A 20,016-nucleotide genomic window follows, 5' to 3' on the forward strand; every position below is an offset into this window, starting at 1 on the left:
TTATTTTTAGTCACGCAAAAGATCGCAGCCTCCCCGAGCTCCTACGCCAATTAAGGTAGGAGTTGCCGAAGGCTGCGATCGTCTAAGGATTGAAAACCAATTAAAGCGCGAACAACTCCGCCGGCAGTTGCATCAGGCAATCGCTGCCCGCCTCGATGGCTGCCCGATGAGCGGCGGTTCGCGGCAACAAGCGCTTGAAGTAGAACTCGCTGGTGGCGAGTTTGCCCCGGCAGAAATCGGCATCACCTGTGCCGTTATCGAGCTGCGCCTGAGCGACCAGCGCCATCCGTAACCATAGATAGCCGAGGATGATGTAACCGCTGTACATCAGGTAATCCACCGACGCGGCACCGACTTCGTCGGGGTTTTTCATCGCGGCCATACCGACCTGAGCGGTCAACTCGCCCCACTGCTGGTTCAACCCTTTGAGCTGTGCCACATAACGGGCCAGTTGCGGATGCTCGGCATTTGCCTCACAGAATTTATGGACGATTTTGGTAAAGCCCCGCAACAATTTGCCTTGGCTGCCAAGGACTTTACGACCGAGCAGATCCAGCGCCTGAATGCCGTTGGTGCCTTCGTAGATCGGCGCGATCCGGCAGTCGCGAACCAACTGTTCCATGCCCCATTCGCGAATGAACCCGTGGCCGCCAAACACCTGCATGCCGTGGTTGGTGACTTCCAGGCCCGTGTCGGTCATGAAGGCTTTGCAGATCGGCGTGAGGAAGGCCAACAGGTCTTCTGCGTCCTGGCGCGCGGCTGCATCCGGGCTCAAGTGCGCCACGTCGAGCAATTGTGCAGTGAAATACGTCAGCGCCCGATTGCCCTCGTTGAAGGCCTTCATGGTCAGCAACATCCGTCGCACATCGGGATGCACGATGATCGGGTCAGCGACTTTTTCCGGGGCTTTCGGGCCGGTCAGCGAACGCATCTGCAAGCGGTCGTTGGCGTACTTGATCGCTCCCTGGAAACTCGCTTCGCCCAGACACAACCCCTGCATGCCAGTGCCCAGGCGTGCGTGGTTCATCATGGTGAACATGCAGTTCAGGCCCTTGTTCGCCTCGCCGATCAGGAAGCCCTTGGCACCGTCGAAATTCAGCACGCAGGTAGCCGAGGCCTTGATGCCCATTTTGTGTTCGATCGAACCGCAAGACACACCATTGCGCTCGCCCGCTTCACCCGCTGCATCGGGCAAGAACTTGGGCACGATAAACAGCGAAATGCCCTTGGTCCCGGCTGGCGCATCCGGCAACTTTGCCAGCACCAGATGAATGATGTTGTCGCTCATGTCGTGCTCGCCGGCAGAGATGAAAATCTTGCTGCCGGTGATCGCATAACTGCCATCGGCAGAAGGTACGGCGCGGGTCTTGATGATGCCCAGGTCGGTACCGCAATGGGCTTCGGTCAGGCACATGGTGCCGGTCCATTGGCCCGCGGTGAGCTTGCTCAGGTAAGTATCTTTTTGCGCTTCGGTGCCATGGGCGTGAATGGCCGACATGGCGCCGTGGGTCAGGCCCGGGTACATGCCCCAAGAGGTGTTGCTGGAACCGACCATTTCGCTGATGACCAGCCCCAGCGAGCTTGGCAAACCCTGGCCGCCGTAGACCGGATCCGCCGCCAGCCCATGCCAGCCGCCCTCAACATATTGTGCAAAAGCCTGCTTGAACCCTGCGGGCGTCGTGACCACGCCGTTGTCGAAATGGCAGCCTTCTTCATCACCACTGCGGTTGAGCGGCGAGAGGACGTTCTCGCAGAATTTCGCCCCTTCTTCGAGGATCGCATTGACCATGTCCGGACTGGCGTCGGTCGCCCCCAGCGCGGCGTAGTTGCCGTGGAAATCGAAGACGTGATCGATCAAAAAGCGCATATCGCGCAAGGGAGCTTTGTAGTCGGGCATGGTCATTCTCCGTCAGCAGATTGCTCCAACCTACTGCCGTCGACCCCGCCTCACAATCACAGTCCAGACGCTGAATGCGCCATCATCACTCAACCGTAGCGGCTTCCATACGCACGGCGCCACGGCGGTTCTGACCGAACGCCATCACGCAGTTTCGCCCCGCACCCTTGGCGCTGTAGAGCGCCTGGTCAGCGGACTTGAGCACTTCTTCCGGGGTGCGCTGCTCGATGCGTTCGGCGACGCCGATGCTGACCGTTACCGACACGCTCGAAGCGCCGGCACCGGCACGACGTTGCCGACCCTGATGGTCGTCCTGTGGCCTGTCCGGATTGCGCAGTTGAATGTTGTAAGTGGCGATGGACTCGCGGATGACTTCAAGATGCGGCATGCACTCTTCGAGGGTCTTGCCTGCAAACACCAGGGCAAATTCCTCACCGCCGTAACGATATGCCTTACCGCCGCCGCCGATTTTCGACAACTTGCTGGCCACCAACCGCAGCACCTGGTCACCGACGTCGTGACCGTGGGTGTCGTTGAATTTCTTGAAGTGGTCGACGTCGCTCATGGCCAACACGTAGTTGCGACCCAACCGCTGCATGCGCTCGTTCAGCGCGCGACGGCCCGGCAACCCGGTCAGCTCGTCGCGGAAGGCCATTTGATAGGCTTCGTGGGCGACGGCGGCGGCGATCATCAACATCACCTGGCTGCACATGATGTTCAGGGTGAACGGCAGGATGAAGGTTTTCGGCAGCATCCAGAACAACCCGAGCAGGCCCACCAATTGCGCGGCATGCAAGGGGCGTGGGTTGCGCCAGTACTGATAAGCCAGCAATAAAAATGCGGCGATGAACACCGGATAAGACAACTGGATCAAGCTCATCCAGGCACCGTGCAATGCGGGCCAGCGAATCTCCGAGAGCCAGATCAGCAACGCATGGGGATAACTTTGCTCAAGCGCCAACGCCACGCTGCCCACCGCCAGCAACACGGCAAAACGCGCCACCATGTCCTGGAACAGATGCGTGCGCTCCTGCCACGCGGCGAAAATGCCAAACAGCAACGGCAGCAGCAGACAACACAAATGAAAGACCACGGCGGCGTCATCGCGCACCTTGCCGTTGTCGCGGTAATAGTCGGTCTGGGTGTCGAGCAGGAAGTAGGCGATGTACACCGTGACCATCAGAAACAGCTCACGCTGGCGTCGGTAAACCGCGCAATAAGCACCGCCGAGCAGTAAAACCAGAGTCGGCAGGACGTTGAACAGCGACGTGAAGAAAACGTTGAGATCCTTAACGTATGCAGCCGCGAGCCCCGCCAACAGAAGCAGTAATGACGGTAGGAAATGACTGAAACGTACAGCGGAAGAACGCAGCAAGGGTAGAGCTCCGACCCGTCTATTCAGGAGATGGCATTGTGCCCACCACTGTAACGGCAGAAACCCCGAGTTGCTGAGTGAATTACTGAGGTATTTTTTAAAAGGGTGTCGCCCGCTTCAATTTCACCGACCATCTTTAAAGCAAAAAAGCCGCTGATCCCTAAGGAACAGCGGCTTTTTGGAGTGCTTCACCAGGCCTTAGTAGCCCAGGTCGAAGTGCTCTTCTTTCATGTCCATCAGGTTGTTGGCGCCCGACAGCATGGTTACAACGTGAGAACGGGTACGCGGCAGGATGCGCTGGAAGTAGAAGCGCGCGGTCTGCAGCTTGGCCGTGTAGAACGCTTCGTCCGCGGTGCCGGCAGCCAGTTTCTCGGCAGCCAGGCGTGCCATGTCAGCCCAGAAGTAGGCCAGGCAGGCGTAACCGGAGTACATCAGGTAGTCCACGGAGGCCGCGCCGACTTCTTCGCGATCTTTCATGGCAGCCATACCGACCTTCATGGTCAGCTCGCCCCACTCTTTGTTCAGTGCAGCCAGCGGTGCGACGAACTCTTGAACCGCTTCGTTGCCTTCGTTGGTCTGGCAGAACTTGTGGACGATCTTGGTGAAGCTTTTCAGAGCCTCGCCTTGAGTCATCAGCACTTTACGGCCCAGCAGGTCGAGTGCCTGGATACCGGTGGTGCCTTCGTACAGCATCGAAATGCGGCTGTCGCGAACGTTCTGCTCCATGCCCCACTCGGCGATGAAGCCGTGGCCGCCGTAGATCTGCACGCCGTGGTTGGCCGACTCGAAACCGACTTCGGTCATGAAGGCTTTGGCGATTGGCGTCATGAACGCCAGCAGCGCGTCGGCTTTCTTCTTCTCTTCTTCGTCCACGCCGTACTTGACGATGTCGACTTGCTTGGCAGTGAAGTAAACCATCGCACGGTTGCCTTCGGCGAATGCCTTCATGGTCAACAGCATGCGGCGTACGTCAGGGTGCACGATGATTGGGTCAGCGGCTTTGTCCGGCGCTTTCGGGCCAGTCAGCGAACGCATTTGCAGACGGTCGCGAGCGTACTTCAAGCCGCCCTGGAAACCGATTTCGGCGTGGGCCAGACCTTGCAGCGCGGTACCCAGACGTGCGGTGTTCATGAAGGTGAACATGCAGTTCAGGCCTTTGTTCGCCGGACCGATCAGGAAACCGGTCGCGCCATCAAAGTTCATCACGCAAGTGGCGTTGCCGTGGATGCCCATCTTGTGTTCCAGGGAACCGCAAGACACAGCGTTACGTGCGCCAACCGAACCATCGGCGTTCGGCATGAACTTCGGCACGATGAACAGCGAAATGCCTTTGGTGCCAGCCGGTGCATCCGGCAGGCGAGCCAGTACGATGTGGACGATGTTATCGGCCATGTCGTGTTCACCGGCCGAGATGAAGATCTTGGTGCCGGAGACTTTGTAGGAACCGTCGGCCTGAGGTTCAGCCTTGGTGCGCAGCATGCCCAGGTCGGTGCCGCAGTGCGGCTCGGTCAGGCACATGGTGCCGGTCCACTCGCCGGAAACCAGCTTGGTCAGGTAGGCCTCTTGCTGCTCAGGGGTGCCGTGCTCGGAGATGGTGTTCATCGCGCCGTGCGACAGGCCTGGGTACATGCCCCACGACCAGTTCGACTCGCCGACCATTTCGCTGATCGCCAGACCCAGGGACTCCGGCAGGCCTTGGCCGCCGTGCTCAACATCGTGAGCCAGGCTTGGCCAGCCGCCTTCTACGAATTGCTTGTACGCTTCTTTGAAGCCAGTCGGGGTCTTAACGCCGGACTCGCTCCAGGTGCAGCCTTCAAGGTCGCCCACACGGTTCAGCGGAGCCAGTACCTGCTCACAAAACTTGGCGCCTTCTTCGAGAATGGCGTCAACCATGTCCGGTGTTGCGTCTGCACACGCCGGAAGGCTCTGATAGTGCGCTTCGTAGCCGAGCAGCTCGTCACGAACGAAGCGAATATCACGCAAGGGGGCCTTGTAGTCAGGCATAGCGATAAACCTCTGCTGATGTAACCGGGAATGAACGACCGCGTTGATTTGTTGTAGCGATCAAACAGTTGTTTGAAACATACGTTTACGCCGAATTCTTGTCAAGCATCGATCTTTTGCCGTTCGTCATCGACCCTCAAAACACACAGCCACGCAACGACGCGACAGCGCTGAAAAGCGATCCGTCGATTAAAAAAGATTAGTTGAGGAAGAAGGACTTACGCAGAAAAACGCCGCGAACAGGCGCGGCGTTGAGGGGGCGGACTCAGAGAGGCATCAAGCAAAGGTGTCGATCAACGTTCCCTGCACTTCATCGGACGCCTTGGCGATTTTAGCGCCCAGTTCGACCTGAAACTTTCCTTGGGACATTTCGACGACATTACTGGCGAGGTCCGATTGCTGACTGAGATCAACCGAACGCAGGCGATCAACCTGCGCCTCGGAAGACTGGCTGGTGACCGAACGCTCAAGGGTTGTGTTGGCGATCTGCCCGGCAGCCTGATCGACGCGATTCAGCCCTGTCTGAATAGTGCTCAGACCGGCATAAAAAGCGGTGTTTCCTGAGATTTCCATGGGAGAACTCGTCCTTGCAAAGGATCAACAGTGGGCATTGAAGCAGACCTGTGAAAAAAAGGCCCGTCAAAAACACTAATGGCATAGTGCCTTGCCATAGGCAAAACTAGTCGAGCAAATCCAGTTGAAGATGTTCTGCCACGGCTTCCGCCGTCACTGACTTGAGTTTCGGTACCCGCCCCAGGCATGGCGCTGGCAGGCGTTCGGCGAGGGTCGCCAGGTTTTCTTCAAGCCGTGAAGTTTTCGGATCAATGATATTCGCCACCCATCCCGCCAGTTGCAAACCATCACGAGCAATGGCCTCAGCCGTCAGCAAGGCATGACTGATGCAGCCCAAGCGCACGCCGACCACCAGAATCACCGGCAGGCCCAAGGCTTTCGCCAAATCAGAAAGATTATCCTGATCCGCCAACGGCACGCGCCAGCCTCCGGCACCTTCAATCAACGTGAAGTCGGCCTGCATCTCAAGGATCTGCCGCATCGGCGTCAACAACGACTGCACTGTCAGCGCCACACCTGCTTCACGCGCCGCAAGATGCGGGGCAATCGCCGGTTCGAACGCCACCGGATTGACCTGTGCATACGTCAACGGCAACGAACATTCCGCCAACAGCGCCAACGCATCCGCGTTGCGCAAACCCTTGGGCGTGACGGCGCAACCGGAGGCAACCGGCTTGCCCGCCGCCGTGCTCAAACCCGCCGACCGCGCAGCGTGCAGCAACCCCGCCGCGACGGTGGTTTTGCCGACATCCGTGTCTGTGCCAGCGATGAAATAGGCTGCGCTCATAAGGGTTTCTCCAGAACGGCGTACACCACTTGATAAGTCGCCGGCAAACCTTCGGCCTGACGAAACTGCTCATAAGCCTCGATCAAACCCAGAATCCGCGCCCGGCCAGTCAAGCCGCCCGGCCGACCGGGATTAAGGTTGTGTGCGCCCAAGGCCTTGAGCTCATGGGTCAGGCTGCGAACATCCGGGTAGTGCAACACATGTGGACGGGTTTGCAGGCTGACCACCTGCAAACCGCTGTCCGCACACAGCTGTTGATAAACACCGAACTCACGGAAGCGATTGACGTGCACCATACCGTCGACCTCACGCCAACTGTCACGCAGCTCAATCAACGTCCCTACGCATAGACTAGCAAACGCGAAAATTCCGCCCGGTTTCAGTACCCGATGGGCTTCGCTGAGTACCGAACCGAAGTCTGCACACCACTGCACCGCCAGGCTGGAGAAGATCAGATCGCAGGTCGAGTCCTGCAATGGCAAGCGCTCGGCATCACCGGCGATGAAGTGCGTGGCGCCACCCAAGGGCCGGGCGTGGTTGAGCATGCCCTCGGCGATGTCCAGCGCCACACCGTGAGTACCGGCAAAACGTTCACCCAGCGCACGGCTGAAATGCCCGGTGCCACAGCCCAGGTCCAGCCAGCGTTGCGGCATAAAATCTGCCGGCAGGCGGCTCAGCAATTGGCTGCCCACGTCACGTTGCAGTTCGGCCACGCTGTCATAGCTCGACGCCGCACGGGAAAACGAAGCCGCCACCTGGCGCTTGTCAGGCAGACCGTCGGGTGCGTTGGGAAGAGACAAATCAGTCATCGCCGGACTCATGCAAAAAAGCCTGGATCGCCCCCGCCACACCGTGGGGGTCTTCCAGAAGAAACGCGTGGCTGGCCTGTTCAATCAGACCGATTTCGACATCCGGCAGCAATGCCAGCAACTCTGCGGTGGCTTCGGCCGGAACCAGTGCGTCGAGGCCGGCGAACAAGTGCAGTTGCGGGCCACGGAACGCCTGCAAGGCTTGGCGGGTGTCCAGTTGAGCAAGCAACTCCAGGCCGCTCATCAACACGGGGCCAGCCGTATGCGGCGCACCACCGACCAACAACCGCGACAACCCGCGTGGGTCTTCGGCGCCTTGGGCGCAAAGCAGCGAAAAACGTTTCAAGGTCATGCGTGAATCAGCAGCACAGCCGGCCAGGAACGCGTCGAAGGTTTCACCTGGCATCGCGCTCGGCCACTGTTCATGGGCGACAAAAGAAGGATTACTCGCCAGCGTCAGCAATCCGCAGCAACGATCACCGCGACGCGCCGCCAATTCCGAAGCGAGCATGCCACCCAAGGACCAGCCACCCAGCCAGGCGTCCTGCGGCAGCGTCGAATCGAGATCGTCGAGCCATTCTTCGAGATCACTCGACGCCAGCTCCGGCAACGGTTCGATCTCGACCCGCAGGTGTTCATCCAGCCCCTGCAACGCCGCCGCCAAAGGTTCGAGCGGCGAAACACCAAGACCCCAGCCTGGCAGCAGAATCAGACGATCACGCATGGTTCGGCTCCGGTCCCAGTTGTTGAAAACAATCGGCCAATCCTTCTAACAATAGCTGTACCTGCGCCTCGGTATGGGCGGCGGTCAGGGTCACGCGCAGTCGGGCGCTGCCGGCGGGCACGGTTGGCGGACGGATCGCGGTCACCATCAGTCCGCGCTCGCGCAACATCTGCGACAGACGCACCGCACGCCCGGCGTCACCGATCATGATCGGTTGAATGGGCGTGAAACTGTCCATGAGTTCCAGGCCGATTTGCTCGGCGCCGTGGCGGAACTGGCGGATCAACGTCTGCAAATGCTCGCGGCGCCAGTGCTCGCTGCGCAGCAGTTCCAGGCTTTTCAGCGTGGCGCAGGCCAGGGCTGGCGGTTGGCTGGTGGTGTAGATGTACGGGCGGGCGAACTGGATCAGGCTCTCGATCAATTCTTCACTGCCGGCGACAAAAGCCCCGGCCGTGCCGAACGCTTTACCGAGAGTGCCGACCAGTACCGGCACGTCTTCCTGGCTCAAACCGAAATGTTCGACGATGCCGCCGCCGTTCGCACCCAAGGGCCCGAAACCGTGGGCGTCATCGACCATCAGCCACGCGCCTTTGGCCTTGGCTTCCCGCGCCAGCGCCGGCAAGTCGGCGATGTCGCCGTCCATGCTGAACACGCCGTCGGTGACCACCAGCGTATTGCCGGTGGCTTTCTCGAGGCGCTTGGCCAGGCTCACGGCGTCGTTGTGTAAGTAACGATTGAACCGCGCCCCGGACAACAGGCCCGCATCGAGCAGCGACGCATGGTTGAGCCGGTCTTCCAGCACCGTATCGCCCTGCCCGACCAATGCGGTGACTGCACCGAGGTTGGCCATGTAGCCGGTGGTGAACAACAAGGCCCGCGGGCGACCGGTGAGGTCCGCCAGGGCTTCTTCCAACGCGTGATGCGGGCCGCTGTGGCCGATGACCAAGTGCGACGCCCCGCCACCGACGCCCCATTTCGACGCGCCTTCTCGCCAGGCTTCGATCACTTGCGGGTGATTGGCCAGGCCCAGGTAGTCGTTGTTACAGAACGCCAGCAACGGCTGGCCATCGACCACCACTTGCGGCCCCTGGGGGCTTTCGAGCAGTGGGCGTTGGCGATAGAGGTTTTCGGCACGACGGGCAGCAAGGCGTGCGGCGAGATCGAAAGACATGCAGGCCTCGGACAAACAATCAAGATAGACACCGAACCTGTAGGAGCTGGCTTGCCAGCGATGAGGTACCCATCAGCTGACAGACCGCTATCGCTGGCAAGCCAGCTCCTACAAGGGTTTCGCATTCCAATCAGAGGAGTCGATGGAAGGCTTCAAACCGCCGCGTTATAGAACTGCTCGCTGCTCTTCTGCTCCACCAGTGCTTGCTCGATGGCAGCCTGGTGAACTTCATCGGCGTGCTCTTCGCGAGCTTCCGGCAAGATACCCAGACGCGAGAACAGTTGCATGTCCTTGTCGGCCTGCGGGTTGGCGGTGGTCAGCAGTTTCTCGCCGTAGAAAATCGAGTTGGCGCCGGCGAAGAACGCCAGGGCCTGCATCTGTTCGTTCATGGCTTCGCGGCCGGCGGACAGGCGCACGTGGGATTGCGGCATCAGGATGCGAGCGACCGCGAGCATGCGGATAAAGTCGAACGGATCGACGTCGTCGGCATTTTCCAACGGTGTACCGGCAACCTTCACCAGCATGTTGATCGGCACCGACTCCGGATGCTCCGGCAGGTTGGCCAGCTGGATCAGCAGGTTGGCGCGGTCGTCGAGGGATTCGCCCATGCCCAGAATACCGCCGGAACAGATCTTCATCCCTGACTCACGCACATAGGCCAGGGTTTGCAGGCGCTCGCTGTAGGTGCGGGTGGTGATGATGCTGCCGTAGAACTCAGGCGAGGTGTCGAGGTTGTGGTTGTAGTAGTCGAGGCCGGCCTTGGCCAGCGCCTCGGTCTGGTCCTGATCCAGGCGACCGAGGGTCATGCAGGTTTCCAGACCCAGTGCTTTCACGCCTTCGACCATCTTCAATACGTAAGGCATGTCTTTGGCCGACGGATGCTTCCACGCCGCGCCCATGCAGAAACGGGTCGAACCGATGGCCTTGGCGCGAGCGGCCTCTTCGAGGACCTTCTGCACTTCCATCAGTTTTTCTTTTTCCAGGCCGGTGTTGTAGTGACCGGACTGCGGACAATATTTGCAATCTTCCGGGCAGGCGCCCGTTTTGATCGACAACAGGGTCGATACCTGGACGCGGTTGGCGTCGAAATGCGCGCGGTGCACCGTCTGCGCCTGGAACAACAGGTCGTTGAATGGCTGTACGAAGAGTGCTTTGACTTCGGCCAAAGACCAGTCATGACGCAGGGTTGCAGTGGTGCTGGCGCTCATGGGCGTTTCCTTCATTTATGCTGGGCAAGCGGCTGGGGAATGGAATACCCACAGGCGCAACACGGATGTTCGGCATATTTAAGGAAGAGCGATGCGCTGTCAACCACGATACTCAGGACAGGTTTACATCTGGTTAAAAAACAAACAGCGGTGCTTGCTTTGCAACGAGCCCGCCGAAGACATCACACCCATCTGCATGGCCTGCGAAACCGAACTGCCCTGGCTCGGCGATCATTGCCTGACCTGCGCCCTGCCTTTGCCCGCTGCGGGCCTGACCTGCGGCCAATGTCTGCAGCAGACTCCGGCCTTTGAACGGGTCATTGCACCGTGGACCTACAGCTTTCCGATCGACAGCCTGATTACGCGCTTCAAGCACAACGCCAAGTGGCCGTTTGGACGCCTGCTCGCCGAACTTGTCAGTCAATCGCTGCAACATCGCTTCACCGACGATCTGGATCGCCCCGACGCGCTGATACCCGTTCCTTTGGCCAACCGACGCCTGCGTAAAAGGGGCTTCAATCAGGCGGCGATGCTGGCCCGCTGGCTTGGAACCAGCCTCGACATTCCCGTCGACGAACGGTTGTTATTGCGCACTCAGGATACCGACGCGCAACAGGCACTGAACGCCGACGCGCGCCGGAAAAACCTGCGCAATGCGTTCGCGATGGCGCCCGATGCCGTCGTGAAAGGACAACATCTGGCCCTGGTCGATGATGTATTGACCACTGGTGCCACGGCCCAGGCCCTGGCCCGTCTGCTGATGGAAGCCGGAGCCGCCCGTGTGGACGTTTACTGCCTGGCCCGAACGCCAAAACCTGGCGAGACGTCCTGACTTGACGCCAGCACGCCAAGCCGCCAACGTCTGGGCCATCGTCAGAACCCAAAGCGACTTGCCATGTCCCTGCCTACCTTGTTGTCTCAGCACATTGTCCGCCGACCGCAGCGCATCGCGTTGTTGCTGCATGTCGCCGAACAGGGCTCGATCACCCGCGCCGCGAAAAGCGCGGGGCTCAGCTACAAGGCCGCCTGGGACGCCATCGATGAGCTGAACAACCTGGCGCAAACACCGCTGGTAGAACGGGTTGTCGGCGGCAAGGGCGGTGGCGGTGCCAGGCTGTCCAGCGAGGGCGAGCGCGTGTTGCGCCTGTATCAAAAGCTGCAAGCGCTGCAGGCCCAGGTGCTGGAAGCCACGGAAGAGGCAGGCGATCTTGATCTGCTCGGGCGTTTGATGCTGCGAACCAGTGCTCGCAACCAATTGCACGGCAAGGTTGCAGCGATCCGGTCTCAAGGACGCAACGACTTGATCCGTCTCGAAGTGTGCAAAGACGTGATCATCGAGGCGCAAATCACCCACGACAGCACCCAACGCCTGGAACTGCAAATCGGCACCGAAGTCGTGGCCTTGATCAAGGCTGGCTGGCTGGACGTGCTGGATGTCGATTCCCAGGCAACGCCCGGGAACAATTGCCTGACCGGCATCATCGAGAAGATTCTCGACGCCGACGACGGCCCCAGCGAAGTGCGCATCACCCTGCCCAACGGTTTGACGCTGTGCGCCCTGGCCGAACCCGCACATCTACAAACGTTGGGGTTGGCAATCGGCAAATCCGTGCGCATCGAGTTTTCTCCGTCCAATGTACTGCTGGGTACTCCGCTTTAAGCAATCTGCAACAAAACCTTCATCACGCTTCTTTAAGGTGTCTGCAAAACCGCAGGGAGCCTGATGTGAGCCTATTAGAAGAAAACCAATCCACCGACCTCGAAAAAATGGTCGGCCTCAGCCGTCGCGGCTTTATCAGCGCGGGCGCCCTTTGTGGTGCTGCCATGTTTTTGGGTGGCAACCTGCTGAGCCGCAGCGTGATGGCCGCCAGTGTCAGCGCCGGCAACAGCCAACTGCTGGGTTTCGACAGCATTGCCGCTGCGACCAGCGACGCAATTACCCTGCCGCCAGGCTACAAGTCTTCGGTGCTGATCAGTTGGGGCCAACCCCTGCACAAAAACGGACCGGCGTTCGACCCGAGCGGCAACGGCAGCGCCGAGCAGCAGGAACTCCAGTTCGGGGACAACAACGACGGCATGAGCCTGTTCGAGTTTCCGGGTGAGAACGACCGGGCGCTGATGGCGATCAACAACGAATACACCAACTACCGCTACCTCTACCCCCACGGCGGCATGCCGCAATCGGCGGAAGACGTGCGCAAGGCTCTGGCCTGCGAAGGTGTGTCGGTGATCGAAGTGCAGCGCAAGAACGGCCAGTGGCAGTTCGTCCAGGGCTCGCACTACAACCGTCGCATTCACGGTAACGCGCCTATTACCGTGAGCGGTCCTGCCGCCGGTCACGCCCTGCTGAAAACCAGCGCCGACCCTCAGGGCAAGCACGTTCTCGGCACCTTCCAGAACTGCGCCAACGGCAAGACGCCGTGGGGCACTTATCTGACCTGCGAAGAAAACTTCACCGACTGCTTCGGCAGCAGCAACGCCGAGCAAAAATTCGACGCGGCGCAGAAACGCTACGGCGTGGTGGCCACCAGTAAAGAGATCAACTGGCACCCGCACGACGAGCGCTTCGACATGGCGAAGAATCCCAACGAATTGAACCGCCATGGCTGGGTCGTGGAAATCGATCCGTTCGATCCAAAGTCGACCCCGGTGAAACGCACGGCGCTCGGCCGCTTCAAGCATGAAAATGCCGCCCTCGCCGAAACTGCGGAGGGCCATGCCGTGGTGTACATGGGCGACGATGAGCGCGGCGAGTTCATCTACAAATTCGTCAGCCGCGACAAGATCAATCACAAGAACCCCAAGGCCAACCACGACCTGCTCGATCACGGCACGCTGTATGTCGCGCGTTTCGACGCGGGCGACGGCAACACCGATCACCCGAAGGGCCAGGGCGAATGGATCGAACTGACCCACGGCAAAAACGGCATCGACGCCAGCAGCGGGTTTGCCGATCAGGCTGAAGTGTTGATCCATGCGCGGCTGGCTGCCAGCGTGGTCAAGGCCACGCGCATGGACCGTCCGGAGTGGATCGTCGTCAGTCCCAACGACGGCCAGGTTTACTGCACGCTGACCAACAACGCCAAACGCGGCGAAGACGGCCAGCCGGCGGGCGGGCCGAACCCGCGCGAGAAGAACGTCTACGGGCAGATCCTGCGCTGGCGTACCGACCGCGACGATCACGGCTCGAAGAGTTTTGCCTGGGATCTGTTTGTCGTTGCAGGCAATCCGGGAATCCACGCCGGCACGCCGAAGGCTGGCTCTTCGAATATCACGCCGCAGAACATGTTCAACAGCCCGGATGGTCTGGGTTTCGACAAGGCGGGACGCTTGTGGATTCTCACCGATGGCGATTCGAGCAACGCCGGTGACTTTGCCGGCATGGGCAATAATCAGATGCTCTGTGCTGACCCGGTGACCGGCGAGATTCGCCGTTTCATGGTCGGGCCGGTGGGCTGTGAAGTGACGGGAATCAGTTTTTCGCCGGACCAGAAAACCCTGTTTGTCGGGATTCAGCATCCGGGCGAGAACGGCGGTTCGACCTTCCCCGAGCATCAGCCCAATGGCAAGCCACGGTCTTCGGTGATGGCCATTTCCCGCGAAGATGGCGGGATCGTCGGCGCCTGACAGCCCATCATCGCTGGCAAGCCAGCTCCTACAGGGCATGTGCATAACCTGTAGGAGCGAGCTTGCTCGCGATAGCGTCAGCCCAAACAACACATCTCGCAACCCTGCCCCTAAAGAGCGCCCGTCTGCGCTACCATGCCTGGCCGGACGCAGCAGCCTGCTGCGCGCAGGAGTCAGCATGGCCCACCCGTTTGAAACCCTTACGCCAGACCTCGTGCTCGATGCCGTCGAAAGCATTGGCTTCCTCAGCGACGCGCGCATTCTGGCGCTCAACAGCTACGAGAACCGCGTCTATCAAGTCGGTATCGAAGACGCCGAGCCGCTGATCGCCAAATTTTACCGGCCTCAGCGCTGGACCAACGAAGCCATTCTGGAAGAACACCAGTTCACCGCCGAACTCGCCGAGTGCGATGTTCCGGTGGTCGCGCCGATGATCCACAACGGTGAAACCCTGCACGAACACAACGGCTTCCGTTTCACCCTGTTTCCGCGTCGTGGCGGTCGTGCGCCGGAGCCGGGCAACCTCGATCAACTGTATCGCCTGGGCCAGTTGCTCGGTCGCTTGCATGCCGTCGGCTCGACCAAACCGTTCGATCACCGTGAAGCCTTGGCCGTGAAAAACTTCGGCCACGATTCACTCACGACATTGCTCGAAGGTAATTTCGTCCCCCGCAGCCTATTGCCGGCCTACGAATCGGTGGCCCGTGATCTGCTCAAGCGTGTGGAAGATGCCTACAGCAACACGCCGCATCAGAACATCCGCATGCACGGCGACTGCCACCCCGGCAACATGATGTGCCGCGACGAAATGTTCCACATCGTCGATCTCGACGACTGCCGCATGGGCCCGGCGGTCCAGGACATCTGGATGATGCTGGCCGGCGATCGCCACGAATGCATGGGGCAGCTGTCGGAGTTGATGGACGGCTATAACGAGTTCCACGACTTTAATCCGCGTGAACTGGCTTTGATCGAACCATTGCGCGCCTTGCGCCTGATGCATTACAGCGCCTGGCTCGCCCGGCGCTGGGATGACCCGGCGTTTCCGCACAGCTTTCCGTGGTTCGGCACCGAGCGGTATTGGGGCGATCAGGTGTTGGCGTTGCGCGAGCAATGTGCTGCGCTCAGCGAAGAGCCACTGAAGCTGTTCTAACCCTTGTAGGAGCCGGCTTACTGGCGATGAACCAAGACGCGGTTTACCTGATACACCGCGTCGTACGAATCGCCAGCAAGCCGGCTCCTACAAAAGTCGTGACACATCTATACAATCGGTTTCTTTGTTAGCTGCCTAAGCAAGGATTCTGCATGCAAGCCGCCAACCCGCGTCGCGGGTACATTCTGGGCCTCAGTGCCTACATCATCTGGGGACTTTTCCCGCTCTACTTCAAAGCCATCGCCAGTGTGCCCGCCGTGGAGATCATCATTCACCGCGTGTTGTGGTCGGCGCTGTTCGGTGCCCTGTTGCTGATGGTCTGGAAGCATCCCGGCTGGTGGCGTGAACTGCGCGAGAATCCGCGCCGGCTGGCGATCCTAGCCCTCAGCGGCACCCTGATCGCGGCCAACTGGCTGACTTACGTGTGGTCGGTGAACAACGGCCGCATGCTGGAAGCCAGCCTCGGCTACTACATCAATCCGCTGGTGAACGTGTTGCTCGGCATGCTGATCCTCGGTGAACGGCTGCGGCGCATGCAGTGGGTTGCGGTGGGTCTGGCGGCGGTCGGCGTGGCGCAACAGGTGTGGCAGGTCGGCAGTCTGCCTTGGGTGTCGCTGGTGCTGGCACTGACCTTCGGTTTCTACGGGTTGATTCGCAAGCAGGCGCCGGTCAAGGCCTTGCCGGGGCTGGTGGTGGAAACCTGGATGCTGGTACCGATTGCCGTGGCCTGGTTGCTGTTCAATCCAACCGCTAGCAGCGCACAGGCCGAATTCTGGACCACGTCCGAAGCCTGGTGGCTGGTCGCCGCAGGACCGGTCACGCTGGTGCCGCTGGTCTGTTTCAACGCCGCTGCCCGGCATTTGCCCTACACCACACTGGGATTTCTCCAGTACCTGGCGCCGACGTTGGTACTGCTGCAAGCGGTGCTGCTGTTTGGCGAACAGCTGTCGTCCAGCACGCTGGTCGCGTTCATCTTTATTTGGGCCGGTCTGGCGGTTTACAGCATCGATGCGTGGGTCAGTTTGCGCCGACGCAGCTGATCAAAAAACATACAAACCTCTACAGGCCTCGTCCCCCGTGGCCTGCATCGATCCTTCCCAAGGTTATCCACAGCGTGATCCCCGCCGATTGTGCGCAAGTCGCTGAAACTGCTGGTTTTTTGATCAGGTCCTGAAGAAGCCCGGCCAGCGTGGGCTGGCGGGCTGTCTCTACAGGTTATCCACAGGCAGGTGCACGATTAACTTGGATAACCTGATCAAGGTTCGCTGCGCAGTACCAGTTCGACCATCAGGTCGTCGGCCAGGGTTTCCAGGCGCGACTGCAGCACGTCCAGCGACAGCGTCAGCGGTACGGCAAGGATCGCTTCAGCGTGAAACAGCGGCTCGCTGCTCATTGGAGCCGGACGCACTTCCGTTGTCAGCTGTTCCAGGTTGACCCCCTGCTCGCTCAGCAACCGCGTGATGTCGCGCACGATTCCCGGACGATCATTGCCCACCAGTTCCATGGCGATCGGTTTCCAGGTGCACGATTGCTCGATGCCGCTTTCGGCGATCAGCACGCGAATGCCCAAGGTCGACAAACCTTGCAGGGCATCGACCAATTCATCGTAGGCCTCGGCCGGCACGCCGATCCGAAGAATCCCGGCGAACTGCCCGGCCATGCGCGACATGCGACTTTCCAGCCAATTGCCGCCGTGCTCGGCAATGCATTGGGCAATGCGCTCGACCTGCCCTGGCTTGTCCGGTGCGATTACGGTGAGTACGAGGTGGTCCATGGCGCAGCCCTCTGGTCATGACTTTTGTTATAGAAAACCAAGTATAGGCAAGGGTTGTTCCTGTGCTGAATGGGCTGACGCCATCGCTGGCAAGCCAGCTCCTACAAGGATTGCAAAAGGCCCTGTAGGAGCTGGCTTGCCAGCGATCCAGTCCACCGCCGATCTGCTGCGGAAAACAAATCGTGTACAACTTTTGATATTTAACTGGAACAATCCATTGGTTTTTTGAGAACATCACGCACCCCGCGATGACTGCAATGCGTCATGGGGTCGCAGAACGACGTAAATAGTCTAATTTTCACAACCGCAATTCATCATGTAGTATGCCGCAGCGCGCACTACATAACGTTGGATCGATGTCTGCCGCAGGCACGTTCGCGACCCTGAAAGCCCTGTCAGCAAGGCCCCAAGCCGTTGATTGGTCCCAACCCAGCCGCCCCTAAATGGCATGTACTGGTAGACGGGTTTGTGGTTTAAATGGCCCAAGGCTTCATTGTTAAATTGAAGAGCTGAAAAGCGAAATAGCTGAGCAGAGTGAGGCAAGCAATGACTGAACACGTTCAAGTCGGTGGCCTGCAGGTCGCCAAAGTCCTGTTCGACTTCGTGAACAACGAAGCCATTCCCGGAACCGGCCTCACCGCCGATCAATTCTGGGCCGGTGCCGACAAGGTCATTCATGACCTGGCGCCGAAGAACAAAGCCCTACTCGCCAAACGCGATGATTTCCAGGCTCGTATCGATGGCTGGCACCAATCCCGTGCCGGTCAGGCGCATGACGCCGTGGCCTATAAAGCCTTCCTGCAAGACATCGGTTATCTGCTGCCAGAAGCGGCCGATTTCCAGGCAACGACGCAAAACGTCGATGACGAAATCGCCCGCATGGCCGGCCCGCAACTCGTGGTGCCGGTAATGAATGCCCGTTTTGCCCTCAATGCCTCGAACGCCCGCTGGGGTTCGCTGTATGACGCGCTCTACGGCACCGATGCCATCAGCGAAGCTGACGGCGCGGTAAAAGGCAAAGGCTACAACAAGGTTCGCGGCGACAAGGTCATCGCCTTCGCTCGCGCCTTCCTCGACGAAGCGGCGCCATTGGCGGCCGGTTCCCACGTCGATTCCACCGCTTACAAAATCATCGACGGCAAACTGGTGGTCGCCCTTAAGGGTGGCAGCAACACCGGCCTGCGCAACGACGCTCAGTTGATCGGTTTCCAGGGCGATCCGGCGGCACCGACCGCGATCCTGCTGAAAAACAACGGCCTGCACTTCGAAATCCAGGTCGACGCCAGCACCCCGGTCGGCCAGACCGACGCGGCCGGCGTCAAAGACATCCTGATGGAAGCCGCGCTGACCACCATCATGGACTGCGAAGACTCCGTCGCCGCCGTCGATGCCGATGACAAAGTGGTGATCTACCGCAACTGGCTCGGCCTGATGAAGGGCGACCTGTCGGAAGAAGTCGCCAAGGGCGGTCAGATCTTTACCCGCACCATGAACGCCGATCGCACCTACACCGGCGTCGATGGCAGCGAACTGAGCCTGCATGGCCGCTCGCTGTTGTTCGTGCGCAACGTCGGTCACCTGATGACCATCGACGCGATCCTCGACAAAGACGGCAACGAAGTGCCTGAAGGTATTCTCGATGGCCTGGTCACGTGCCTGGCATCGATGCACAACCTGAACGGCAACACCTCGCGCAAAAACACCCGCACCGGCTCCATCTACATTGTGAAGCCGAAGATGCACGGTCCTGAAGAAGCGGCGTTCACCAACGAGCTGTTCGGGCGCATCGAAGACGTGCTGGGCTTGCCGCGCAACACCCTCAAAGTCGGGATCATGGACGAGGAGCGTCGTACCACGATCAACCTCAAGGCCTGCATCAAGGCGGCGAGCGAGCGCGTGGTGTTCATCAACACCGGTTTCCTCGACCGCACGGGCGACGAAATCCACACCTCCATGGAAGCCGGCCCGATGGTTCGCAAGGCGGACATGAAGGCGGAAAAATGGATCGGCGCCTACGAGAACTCCAACGTCGATATCGGCTTGAGCACCGGCCTGCAAGGTCGCGCACAAATCGGTAAAGGCATGTGGGCCATGCCGGACCTGATGGCCGCGATGCTCGAACAGAAAATCGCCCACCCGATGGCCGGCGCCAACACCGCCTGGGTCCCGTCGCCAACCGCCGCTGCCCTGCACGCGCTGCACTACCACAAGGTTGACGTGTTCGCCCGTCAAGCCGAACTGGCCAAGCGTGCTCACGCCTCGGTGGACGACATCCTGAGCATCCCGCTGGCGGTGAACCCGCAGTGGACCGCCGAACAGATCCAGAACGAACTGGACAACAACAGCCAGGGCATTCTCGGTTATGTGGTGCGCTGGATCGACCAGGGCGTCGGCTGTTCGAAAGTGCCGGACATCAACGACGTCGGCCTGATGGAAGATCGTGCGACGCTGCGTATTTCCAGCCAGCACATCGCCAACTGGCTGCGTCACGGCATCGTCACCGAAGCGCAAGTGATGGAAAGCCTCAAGCGCATGGCGCCGGTGGTTGACCGTCAGAACGCCGGTGATGCGCTGTACCGTCCGCTGGCCCCCAACTTCGACAGCAACATCGCCTTCCAGGCGGCGGTCGAACTGGTGGTCGAAGGCACGAAGCAACCGAACGGCTACACCGAGCCGGTCCTGCACCGTCGTCGTCGCGAGTTCAAGGCTGCCAACGGCTTGTAACCAAGCGATTGCGCCGGACATGAAAAAGCCCTGATCGAAAGATCAGGGCTTTTTTTTGGTTCATGTCCCGTCCTGAATAAGGTTTACACCTTCTGACCTATTTTCAGGAGGGAGCAATGGATTCGGGGAAAAGGCGCAGTCAGCGCGATTACACGCTGGCTTTTAAATTGTCGGTGGTCGATCAGGTCGA

16 protein-coding genes are annotated in these 20,016 nt (G+C 59.9%); 6 read left to right on the forward strand and 10 right to left on the reverse strand.

The window, feature by feature from the left end; all coding sequences use genetic code 11:
* Positions 1-100: 100 nt before the first annotated feature.
* The 9 genes from CKW19_RS23925 to bioB form a co-directional block, all read right to left on the reverse strand.
* The gene (locus tag CKW19_RS23925) at positions 101-1,897 is read right to left on the reverse strand and encodes an acyl-CoA dehydrogenase C-terminal domain-containing protein (protein WP_095060375.1); all 1,797 of its coding nucleotides are present in this window, start codon (positions 1,895-1,897) and stop codon (positions 101-103) included.
* A gap of 85 nt (positions 1,898-1,982) precedes the next feature.
* A complete protein-coding gene (locus CKW19_RS23930) occupies positions 1,983-3,272 on the reverse strand; it encodes a GGDEF domain-containing protein (RefSeq protein WP_095060376.1) in 1,290 nt (429 codons plus the stop codon).
* A 198-nt stretch (positions 3,273-3,470) separates the two neighbouring features.
* Complete coding sequence (locus tag CKW19_RS23935) at positions 3,471-5,276, reverse strand: phenylacyl-CoA dehydrogenase (RefSeq protein WP_095060377.1); 1,806 nt, start codon at positions 5,274-5,276, stop codon at positions 3,471-3,473.
* Positions 5,277-5,552: 276 nt separating this feature from the next.
* On the reverse strand, positions 5,553-5,849 hold the full coding sequence (locus CKW19_RS23940) for a pyrroloquinoline quinone biosynthesis protein PqqE (RefSeq protein ID WP_095060378.1): 297 nt from the start codon (positions 5,847-5,849) through the stop codon (positions 5,553-5,555).
* A 106-nt stretch (positions 5,850-5,955) separates the two neighbouring features.
* Positions 5,956-6,636 (reverse strand): dethiobiotin synthase, encoded by a 681-nt coding sequence (gene bioD, locus CKW19_RS23945; RefSeq protein WP_095060379.1) that lies wholly within the window; start codon positions 6,634-6,636, stop codon positions 5,956-5,958.
* Positions 6,633-7,445, reverse strand: a complete 813-nt coding sequence (bioC, locus tag CKW19_RS23950; protein WP_095060380.1) for a malonyl-ACP O-methyltransferase BioC — start codon at positions 7,443-7,445, stop codon at positions 6,633-6,635. The genes bioD and bioC overlap by 4 nt, the downstream gene beginning before the upstream one ends.
* The gene (locus tag CKW19_RS23955) at positions 7,438-8,169 is read right to left on the reverse strand and encodes an alpha/beta fold hydrolase (RefSeq protein WP_095060381.1); all 732 of its coding nucleotides are present in this window, start codon (positions 8,167-8,169) and stop codon (positions 7,438-7,440) included. The genes bioC and CKW19_RS23955 overlap by 8 nt, the downstream gene beginning before the upstream one ends.
* Positions 8,162-9,340, reverse strand: a complete 1,179-nt coding sequence (gene bioF, locus CKW19_RS23960) for an 8-amino-7-oxononanoate synthase (protein ID WP_095060382.1) — start codon at positions 9,338-9,340, stop codon at positions 8,162-8,164. Before bioF ends, CKW19_RS23955 begins: the two co-directional genes overlap by 8 nt.
* A gap of 152 nt (positions 9,341-9,492) precedes the next feature.
* Positions 9,493-10,548: a biotin synthase BioB gene (gene bioB, locus CKW19_RS23965; RefSeq protein ID WP_095060384.1), complete on the reverse strand. Its 1,056-nt coding sequence runs from the start codon at positions 10,546-10,548 to the stop codon at positions 9,493-9,495.
* A gap of 91 nt (positions 10,549-10,639) precedes the next feature.
* Between bioB and CKW19_RS23970 the strand changes: the two genes are divergently transcribed.
* The 5 genes from CKW19_RS23970 (at position 10,640) to rarD (ending at position 16,368) form a co-directional block, all read left to right on the forward strand.
* Entirely contained in the window at positions 10,640-11,380 is a 741-nt protein-coding gene (locus CKW19_RS23970) for a ComF family protein (protein WP_095060386.1), read from the forward strand.
* 63 nt (positions 11,381-11,443) lie between these two features.
* The gene (locus CKW19_RS23975; protein WP_095060388.1) at positions 11,444-12,208 is read left to right on the forward strand and encodes a TOBE domain-containing protein; all 765 of its coding nucleotides are present in this window, start codon (positions 11,444-11,446) and stop codon (positions 12,206-12,208) included.
* Between the two features lie 65 nt (positions 12,209-12,273).
* Positions 12,274-14,175, forward strand: a complete 1,902-nt coding sequence (locus CKW19_RS23980) for a PhoX family phosphatase (RefSeq protein ID WP_095060390.1) — start codon at positions 12,274-12,276, stop codon at positions 14,173-14,175.
* Between the two features lie 178 nt (positions 14,176-14,353).
* Positions 14,354-15,328 carry a serine/threonine protein kinase gene (locus CKW19_RS23985; protein ID WP_095060392.1) on the forward strand — a complete coding sequence of 325 codons (975 nt, stop codon included), beginning with the start codon at positions 14,354-14,356 and terminating at the stop codon, positions 15,326-15,328.
* Between the two features lie 152 nt (positions 15,329-15,480).
* Positions 15,481-16,368, forward strand: a complete 888-nt coding sequence (gene rarD / locus CKW19_RS23990) for an EamA family transporter RarD (protein ID WP_095060394.1) — start codon at positions 15,481-15,483, stop codon at positions 16,366-16,368.
* A gap of 215 nt (positions 16,369-16,583) precedes the next feature.
* On the opposite strand, the gene CKW19_RS23995 is transcribed toward rarD, so the two are convergent.
* Positions 16,584-17,102 carry a glycine cleavage system protein R gene (locus CKW19_RS23995; RefSeq protein ID WP_095060396.1) on the reverse strand — a complete coding sequence of 173 codons (519 nt, stop codon included), beginning with the start codon at positions 17,100-17,102 and terminating at the stop codon, positions 16,584-16,586.
* Between the two features lie 546 nt (positions 17,103-17,648).
* Here CKW19_RS23995 and CKW19_RS24000 point away from each other — a divergent pair.
* A complete protein-coding gene (locus CKW19_RS24000) occupies positions 17,649-19,826 on the forward strand; it encodes a malate synthase G (RefSeq protein WP_095060398.1) in 2,178 nt (725 codons plus the stop codon).
* Positions 19,827-20,016: the final 190 nt, after the last annotated feature.

The sequence above is a fragment of the Pseudomonas sp. Irchel s3f7 genome, assembly GCF_900187615.1.
Lineage (GTDB): Bacteria > Pseudomonadota > Gammaproteobacteria > Pseudomonadales > Pseudomonadaceae > Aquipseudomonas.

Bases quoted from the DNA above. Each gene is read 5' to 3' on its own strand.
- CKW19_RS23925 (WP_095060375.1), bottom strand. From the start codon at position 1,897: ATGCCCGACTACAAAGCTCCCTTGCGCGATATGCGCTTTTTGATCGAT.
- CKW19_RS23935 (WP_095060377.1), bottom strand. From the start codon at position 5,276: ATGCCTGACTACAAGGCCCCCTTGCGTGATATTCGCTTCGTTCGTGAC.
- CKW19_RS23940 (WP_095060378.1), bottom strand. From the start codon at position 5,849: ATGGAAATCTCAGGAAACACCGCTTTTTATGCCGGTCTGAGCACTATT.
- bioD (WP_095060379.1), bottom strand. From the start codon at position 6,636: ATGAGCGCAGCCTATTTCATCGCTGGCACAGACACGGATGTCGGCAAA.
- bioC (WP_095060380.1), bottom strand. From the start codon at position 7,445: ATGACTGATTTGTCTCTTCCCAACGCACCCGACGGTCTGCCTGACAAG.
- CKW19_RS23955 (WP_095060381.1), bottom strand. From the start codon at position 8,169: ATGCGTGATCGTCTGATTCTGCTGCCAGGCTGGGGTCTTGGTGTTTCG.
- bioF (WP_095060382.1), bottom strand. From the start codon at position 9,340: ATGTCTTTCGATCTCGCCGCACGCCTTGCTGCCCGTCGTGCCGAAAAC.
- bioB (WP_095060384.1), bottom strand. From the start codon at position 10,548: ATGAGCGCCAGCACCACTGCAACCCTGCGTCATGACTGGTCTTTGGCC.
- CKW19_RS23970 (WP_095060386.1), top strand. From the start codon at position 10,640: ATGCGCTGTCAACCACGATACTCAGGACAGGTTTACATCTGGTTAAAA.
- CKW19_RS23975 (WP_095060388.1), top strand. From the start codon at position 11,444: ATGTCCCTGCCTACCTTGTTGTCTCAGCACATTGTCCGCCGACCGCAG.
- CKW19_RS23985 (WP_095060392.1), top strand. From the start codon at position 14,354: ATGGCCCACCCGTTTGAAACCCTTACGCCAGACCTCGTGCTCGATGCC.
- rarD (WP_095060394.1), top strand. From the start codon at position 15,481: ATGCAAGCCGCCAACCCGCGTCGCGGGTACATTCTGGGCCTCAGTGCC.
- CKW19_RS23995 (WP_095060396.1), bottom strand. From the start codon at position 17,102: ATGGACCACCTCGTACTCACCGTAATCGCACCGGACAAGCCAGGGCAG.
- CKW19_RS24000 (WP_095060398.1), top strand. From the start codon at position 17,649: ATGACTGAACACGTTCAAGTCGGTGGCCTGCAGGTCGCCAAAGTCCTG.